This is a genomic window from Parabacteroides acidifaciens, assembly GCF_003363715.1.
In the GTDB taxonomy this organism is placed as follows: Bacteria; Bacteroidota; Bacteroidia; order Bacteroidales; family Tannerellaceae; genus Parabacteroides; species Parabacteroides acidifaciens.
Genome location: NZ_QREV01000006.1, coordinates 141,458 through 148,460, shown reverse-complemented (window position 1 = coordinate 148,460; position 7,003 = coordinate 141,458). Strand labels below are relative to the sequence as shown.

Genomic DNA, 7,003 nt, shown 5'->3' with positions numbered 1-7,003 from the left:
AGGTTTTAATCTTTGTTATGTAAATTGAGTTTAGTTATAATTGTTTAATCTGTAAACTGATTTCAGGAAAGGTCACGGTTTGGAGAAGTAGAGGGTGCATTCGGTATAAAACCACGATGAATTCATATAAAAGCATGGGGTGCAAATTGTCCACAGGCGTCAAATTGTCTACTTATAGTGCAAATCAACTATTTAATGCTTCAATTTGTTTACTTAAAAGGGAGATATATTATGTTGGATAAAATTCAGTTTTTACTAAGTCTACAGATCATCGGGTTCTGTGTTTTTGGCGGGACAACTCTTTTGCTCCGTGCAGGGGAAAACCGTGCAAAAAAGATACTGGGCTGGGGGATGTATTCGTGGGCTATCATGGCTGTCGTAAGACTGTCTGTCAATCTTTATCTCCATGAAGCGAAGGAGGCTTTTCATCCGGATGTATTGATAATAGGGGCTTTGGTTACGGCGACGTTAGCTTGTTACGTCATTGAAGTGCTGCGGCCGGGTTATCTGACTTGCCGGCGCTTCCTTGTCTTTATCAGTCCGGTTGTTGTCGGCGGTTTGGCTTATCTGGCTTACCGTTTGTCGGGAGGGGAAATCCATACATATTATTCGCTGGAGGAAGTGTTCGAGTTTTTTAATATGGACGTTTTGCTCCGTATGACGGTTTTTGTTCTGACTTTGTTCTACATGGTGTTGCCTGTTTACCTGATAGCCCGGTATAGTAAAGACTTTAAGGTCTTTTTGGCTGAAAACGTCTCCGATCCGGAGGAGTATGATCTGGACTGGCTGAAGAAAACGATGATAATTTTAATTGTTTTGTATGGTTTTTATCTTGTCCTATTGCTGACGGATATTCCGGTCATGTATGTGATCGATAAGACCGTACTACTTTTTGCCTGGTATTATTTCTTCTATAAAGCATTATTCCTTAAAGTCGTTGTCTTGGATTATTCTTTTAAGGACGGGTGGGATTTGCCGAACCAGCAGGATGATGTGAATAATGACGATGAGCACGGAATCCTTAGCAAACGCTATGCGGAGGAAGTAAATGCTTGGTTTGAGAAGGAAAAACCGTACCTCCGTGAAGATTTGCGCCTGACGGACTTGCAACGGGTTTTTCCGATCAGCCGTTCTTATCTTTCCCAACTGTTCAACCGTGAACTGGGACAATCGTTTTCCGACTATGTCAACCAGTTCCGGATCGAGGAAAGCAAGCGTTTGATGGATGCCGAACCCAACGCCAGCATACAGGAAATTGCCGAACGTTCGGGATTTCATTCGATCAGCACCTTCCGCCGGGCTTTCCAGAAGTGTACGGGCACGATTCCGTCGGACTATAGGAACAACAGATAAACAGATTGTGCAAATGATGTTAAATAGGCATCTAAAGTGAATAACGTATCCGATTAACCTCTACTTTTGTGTTGTAAAACATAATTATGAGACGCATAATAGATGAGTTTTGCATAAATCGTTTTTAAACAAGAAGAGAGAAGCTATGAAGAAGTTCTTTAGAAAGTGCCTCAGATGCCTTGAGGTATTAGGTGAATATGGAATGCAGAAATATGGTGTGAAGTAATTATGCCGGTGTCGGCTAAGATACGCTGTGAAGCGTTTGCTAACGCAGTGTTTCATGGGGCTGTGGTGCCGTAAAGGAAGGAACAAGCCGACATATAGAGTGGTTTATGTGGGATGTCCGGTGTCTTTATACCCATCCGCTATTCATGTCACAGCTGTGAAACAGAAAGATTACAATTGTAACACAAAAGAAATTCAACTGTGACATGAAAGGAACACGGAAGTGACATGTAATAGGAGATGGGTATTTGACAAATAAATCCGGTGAATTTCCTATCAGGGCTTATTCAGACGGTAGCTGACGAATGCGACGTGCTTGCTGTCCGGTGCCCATGAGTTGACGTTGATCGTTCCCTGTCCGCCGAATAGTTTGACCAGCGTTTTCGGTTCTCCTCCGGTAGCAGGCATAATCCTAAGCTCTACGTTTTTATTGGGAAGGTGTTGACCCGGTTCCAGGTCTCCTTTATAATAAGTGATGAAAATGATGGATTTACCGTCGGGCGAGACGTGCGGGAACCAGGAATTACGTGTCTCGTCGAATGTCATCTGGGTTTGTTCGGAACCGTCTTTTTTCATTCTCCATACTTGCATCAGGCCGGTACGTACAGAATTGAACCAGATATATTCTCCGCAGGGAGAGTATTCAGGGCCATCGTCCAGCCCTTCGGCTGTTGTGAGACGGATTTCTTCCCCACCTTCTGCCGGGATTACATATACGTCGAAATTACCGTTCCGTTCGGCACAGTAGGCGAGTTGTTTCCCGTCCGGACTCCATCCGTGCAGGTAGCTGGGCCCCAGGGGAGTGATCAGGCGCGGCGTTCCTCCCTGTATCGGAAGGGTGTAGACACGCGATTTACCGTCTTCTTTCGTCCCGTTACTGATGGCTATCTGGCTGCCGTCGGCGGCTATGACGTGGTCGTTGTTACAACGGGCAGCAAAGCCGGTATTGATCATTTCCGGTTCGCCGGGTGAATCGGGTGAGAGCTTGTAGAGCTTACCTCCGCTATTATAAACGAGCCACTGGCCGTCGGGCGTCCAGTTCGGGGCTTCGATGCGATAAGGAAATTCTTTGACTACGGTGCGGTTACCGTTTGTTACGTCCAGCACTTCCAGTATGCTGGTTACGTTGCGTTGCTGGGCGGAAGCCAATGAGGCACAAGCCGCTAAAAGAATAATGCAATAGGTTTTCATATGTTTGAGAATTAATAAAACGCTGAAAGATAGTAAAATTAAATGGGACGGTAATAACCATAAGAAATTAATTCTTCTTTTTCATGGATTTCTTTCAGGTAGCATTCGTCCAGAAGGAAGATACGGTTTACGATTTTGTGTACTTCACGGAAATTGTGGTCTGTCAGTATTATGCCCCTTGTCCGTGCACTTTCTGCAATATGCATGCGTATTTCTTCGGCAGCAATGGGGGAAAGGCCGTTGAACGGTTCGTCCAACAGGATATAAGGAGCTTTGCTGTATAGAATGAGTTTGATTTCCAGATAACGCAGTTCGCCTCCCGAAAGATGGGCGATCCGGTTGTGCCGGGCTTTGAACAGGAAGCGGTCGCCAAGAAATTGGTTTCGCTGTTCTTTAGGGATATAAAGTTCGACAGCTTGGGTGACAGTCAGGTAAGAAGGGATAAAGTCGTGTTGGGGCAGATAGGCCACCAGACCGGTACGAAAGGCGGCTCCTTTGATCACTTTCCCGTTGATACGGATAAAACTACGGTCGCCTTTCAGTGTCCCGAAGATAATATTCAGCAGGGTTGATTTCCCGCATCCGTTATGTCCGAACAGGGCAATGATGTCTCCCGGACGGCAACAGAGGTAGACGTCCGACAGTACAGTCTTCTCCTTAAAACTCTTTACGGCACTGTCGACCTCCAGGCAAGTACACATAAGCGGATGATTTGATACAGGATTATACATGACAGGGCATAAATCGCAAATGTGGCAGTCAGAAGTTTCGCCTTGCAGATGCCTTGATTATAGAAAAAGAAGTATTCTTCCTTACGTGTCAGCTCTTTATAGAGTAAGTCCATCCCCAGCCCAAAAGTCGGAATAAACAACAGTACGCTGCTGACGAAATCGTCTGTCAGGGAGGCAAAAAGCGCTCCACAAACGATACTGATCAGCAGCGTGCTGCGAAAGAAGGCGAGGTAGAGGCGGAAGCGGGTCATAATGGCGGGAAGAATACAAATGTGACAATATTACTTCTGACAGGGTTCTTTTCCTTATCTTTCCCAGGTGTGAATGTAGCTTCACGGATCAGACGAACTGCTTCTTTGTCTAACTCCTGTATGCCACATCCCGATTCTCTTCTATTTGTGATTTGATTCTTTTCTTTGTTGTAGTCTGCGCCCATAAACATATGGGCTTCGCTGACTGAACCATCTTTTTCAACCAATGCCTTTACGATAACAACTTTTCTTTTTGATATATCCCAATCTTTGAATTTATTGTTTTGATTAAAATATGACTTATAATCGGGAATGTAAGCTGTGTTATAGGGGAGATTCCATACAGAGTCTGTTTCAGTTATTGCAGTGGTTGTTTGCTGTTTTACTGCTTGTTTCTTTGGCGTGATTGTTGATGTATTCAACATTATGTTCTCTGTGGTTGATTTAATTTTGCCGATGAAAAGATAGTTGTTATCATTCGCATTGACACTGTTTTGTAATGATTTTAATTGGGTCAACTGCTCTTCATTGAGGCGGTCAGGATGAGAGAGGGCTGCTTCTATGTTATCCAGAAGATTACCTGGATCCATTGTATAAGCGAAATATCCGTTCTTAAAACAGAATGTGACATATTGAGGAACACTGCCGAGCCAATCGTTATAAAGACGGACATAAGCACCTTTCAATGTCTTTTTGTCAACGATCACGCAAATGCGGGAAGAGACAGATGTCCCGTATTGTCCAGTAGCATAATCGGTTGGAATATCAACTAAAAAGTGATTGGGCAGTTCGATATAATCGTGCTGTATCTTTTCTTCCGGCTGTTGTAATGTGAACACCGGCGCAAGGCGATTCTCTTCCACGATGAAATGGTAGAGTGTATCAGCTACTGGAACCCAATGGAAAATTGTGAAATCGAATGTTCCGCTATTGTTTCTGTAACTTGAAACTTCATTACTGTAGTCTCCTTCAATCGCATAGGGAGCGGCATCTACTCGATGGAGGATATTTCCTTCAAAATCTTGTTGCCAAACGACAGAAGCACCGTTAATCTCATTGAAAGGTAGTAGTCCGATTGTGAGCAATTTTCTTTTAGTATCGATTGTGAAAACACCTTTCGGAACTAATGTAGGTAACGGTATGCTGGATAGATATTTTCCATTCAGGTCATAAACCAACATTGATTTGGCATTCCAAGGCATAAGATAAATGCGATTGTTTGCTTCGTCTATGTAGTCATCATAAACAGCCCAGTATTCACCAGGTCCTTGTCCGTTTGCTCCGATTTGGCAGAGAAAGCGGCCTGTCTTATCGAATAACCTACAAGGCTCTTCCATACTTCCTCCTGTGCGGATATAGTTGTCGTAAGCAGTTACAAACTCGTTTTTTATTAATACTTCCTTACGGTTATCGAGCGGAATAATCCGGAAGTCCTCCAACAGTTGACTTACCGGTAAGTCAAGCGTATCTTTTACCCGGTCAAGATGCAAAGTTGTAACATTGTCATTCGCTACTTTCTGGGTGGTTGCGACTACAGGGCAATCATCCAAAGATTTTTTGTCAGATGTTTTGTTTCCGGAACAAGTTGCCAATAAGAAAGCCAGGAAAATAGGAGTAAGGTAATGTGTTTTCATAAGCCGATTGTTTGATGATGTATACTACGAATTAGAACTCAGAAGCAAATATAAGATATTATATTATATGTTTTTACTAATTCTTCGTAAAAATGTAACGGGAATGGAAAAAGGCGGGAATTACTATAAAGCAACAGTGCGTTGCCGATACTGACTGGCAACGCACTGCGAAAGAAAACTATCTGTAAATGTGATAATTTATATTCTACCACTTATTATACAAGACTACCTCGCGTGAACGGCGGACGCTCATGCTGGGGAACCAGATGTCGTCTGCTGTCAAGCCGCATTCTTCGACTGCTTGCAGGCAATATTCCAGTTTGCCGAAATTGGCATCTACATTATTCGTGCCGAAGGTGAATTTGATTCCGCGTTCTTTTGCTTTGCGGATGATATCGAAACTCGGAATCTTGTAGCGTGCATTGATTTCGAGTGCTATGTTATATTTTACCAATACGTCCAATACACGGTTGACACGTTCGTCTGTCCAGTATTTTGCATATTCGGCATTCAGCTCTTCGGGCAGGAAAGTCGGATTGGCATAGATGTCGGCCGGCTCGTTGGTGAGTATCTTTACTGTCTGATCGACCAAATGTTCCATATATTGCTCTTTCGTTACACCGTCGTAGTGTACCTCTTCCGGGCGGTAGATTCGTGACAGACGGCCTTTATGATCCACAATGGTCATGCCATCGGTGAAAAGGTAGTCGAATACGCCTAACGCTTCCTGTGAGAAGGTGGCTGTCCATTTACGTCCTTCGCCCTGTACACCGCGCATGAAAGGCATGTCTTTTACTTCGTTGAAGTATTCGTACACCTCTTTATCATCGGCAAGCATACGTCCGACGCCTCCTTCACCGGCGTTGGGGGCTACTCCGTAGTTGATACCGTAGTTCATCGACATGGCGTGTGCCATCTCTTTTGTAAGACCGCCTTTCAGATGCACATGGTAATCTATCACGGGGAAATTACGCTGTTGGAAGCGGATTACGGCATCGTTTTGTTCGTCTATCCGGGGCATGGTGTCGGATTCGTTCACAGCATCTTGCTTCAGACGCGTCATCTGGAGATTGCGGAAGGTCACGTCTCCGTTTACACCCTTCAATGCGATAGAGCCACGACTGAGGAGGCGTCCGGCATATTCTTTTGTCCGGTAGGGGTGCTCGGGCTCGGTATAACAGATTACTGCCGTGTCATTTATGGCAACCGATATATTATGCCCGCGTACGGCAATTTCGAAATCAAACCATTTCCCGCCTTCTGCCAGGGAACGATAGAGATTGCGCACGGATGCGAGACTTCCGCTTTTACGTGTACCGTCGATAGGGCCGTTGCGGAACGTCACTTCATAGCCAGACTTTCCATCGGTATGGAATAGTAAGGCTGCTTCCGCATTGTCACTGGTGAGAGCCTGCCCTGTGAGCACAAAGTTTTCATACTCGCCCTCGGCGAACCAGGTCGATCCGGGTGTCACGGTTATTTCATTGCCGGAAGTAGTCCCCATTTCGGGACTACTGAAGCGGTTTAATGGTTCTGCAACATTGTATCGCACACAACCGGCGAATACCCAAATGCTTATCAAAGCTGTTGCTAATACTGTACTGGTCTTTTTTGTCAT

General features: G+C 44.7%; 6 protein-coding genes. 1 reads left to right on the top strand and 5 read right to left on the bottom strand.

All coding sequences use genetic code 11. The annotated features are described in order from the left end of the window. The first annotated feature begins 231 nt into the window (after window positions 1-231). Window positions 232-1,353 carry an AraC family transcriptional regulator gene (locus DWU89_RS04515; RefSeq protein WP_115498481.1) on the top strand — a complete coding sequence of 374 codons (1,122 nt, stop codon included), beginning with the start codon at window positions 232-234 and terminating at the stop codon, window positions 1,351-1,353. 501 nt (window positions 1,354-1,854) lie between these two features. Here DWU89_RS04515 and DWU89_RS04510 read toward each other — a convergent pair. The 5 genes from DWU89_RS04510 to DWU89_RS04490 form a co-directional block, all read right to left on the bottom strand. Further along, the gene (locus tag DWU89_RS04510) at window positions 1,855-2,769 is read right to left on the bottom strand and encodes a TolB family protein (protein ID WP_115498480.1); all 915 of its coding nucleotides are present in this window, start codon (window positions 2,767-2,769) and stop codon (window positions 1,855-1,857) included. 38 nt (window positions 2,770-2,807) lie between these two features. After that, window positions 2,808-3,470 (bottom strand): ATP-binding cassette domain-containing protein, encoded by a 663-nt coding sequence (locus DWU89_RS04505; protein ID WP_115498479.1) that lies wholly within the window; start codon window positions 3,468-3,470, stop codon window positions 2,808-2,810. Further along, on the bottom strand, window positions 3,437-3,751 hold the full coding sequence (locus DWU89_RS04500) for a hypothetical protein (RefSeq protein ID WP_115498478.1): 315 nt from the start codon (window positions 3,749-3,751) through the stop codon (window positions 3,437-3,439). The genes DWU89_RS04505 and DWU89_RS04500 overlap by 34 nt, the downstream gene beginning before the upstream one ends. Further along, a complete protein-coding gene (locus DWU89_RS04495) occupies window positions 3,748-5,385 on the bottom strand; it encodes a 6-bladed beta-propeller (protein WP_115498477.1) in 1,638 nt (545 codons plus the stop codon). Before DWU89_RS04495 ends, DWU89_RS04500 begins: the two co-directional genes overlap by 4 nt. Before the next feature lie 205 nt (window positions 5,386-5,590). Next, entirely contained in the window at window positions 5,591-7,003 is a 1,413-nt protein-coding gene (locus tag DWU89_RS04490; protein WP_115498476.1) for a family 16 glycoside hydrolase, read from the bottom strand.

What these genes read in the sequence shown, in the direction of transcription:
- DWU89_RS04515 (WP_115498481.1), top strand. Translation starts at nt 232, where the DNA reads ATGTTGGATAAAATTCAGTTTTTACTAAGTCTACAGATCATCGGGTTC.
- DWU89_RS04510 (WP_115498480.1), bottom strand. Translation starts at nt 2,769, where the DNA reads ATGAAAACCTATTGCATTATTCTTTTAGCGGCTTGTGCCTCATTGGCT.
- DWU89_RS04505 (WP_115498479.1), bottom strand. Translation starts at nt 3,470, where the DNA reads ATGTGTACTTGCCTGGAGGTCGACAGTGCCGTAAAGAGTTTTAAGGAG.
- DWU89_RS04500 (WP_115498478.1), bottom strand. Translation starts at nt 3,751, where the DNA reads ATGACCCGCTTCCGCCTCTACCTCGCCTTCTTTCGCAGCACGCTGCTG.
- DWU89_RS04495 (WP_115498477.1), bottom strand. Translation starts at nt 5,385, where the DNA reads ATGAAAACACATTACCTTACTCCTATTTTCCTGGCTTTCTTATTGGCA.
- DWU89_RS04490 (WP_115498476.1), bottom strand. Translation starts at nt 7,003, where the DNA reads ATGACAAAAAAGACCAGTACAGTATTAGCAACAGCTTTGATAAGCATT.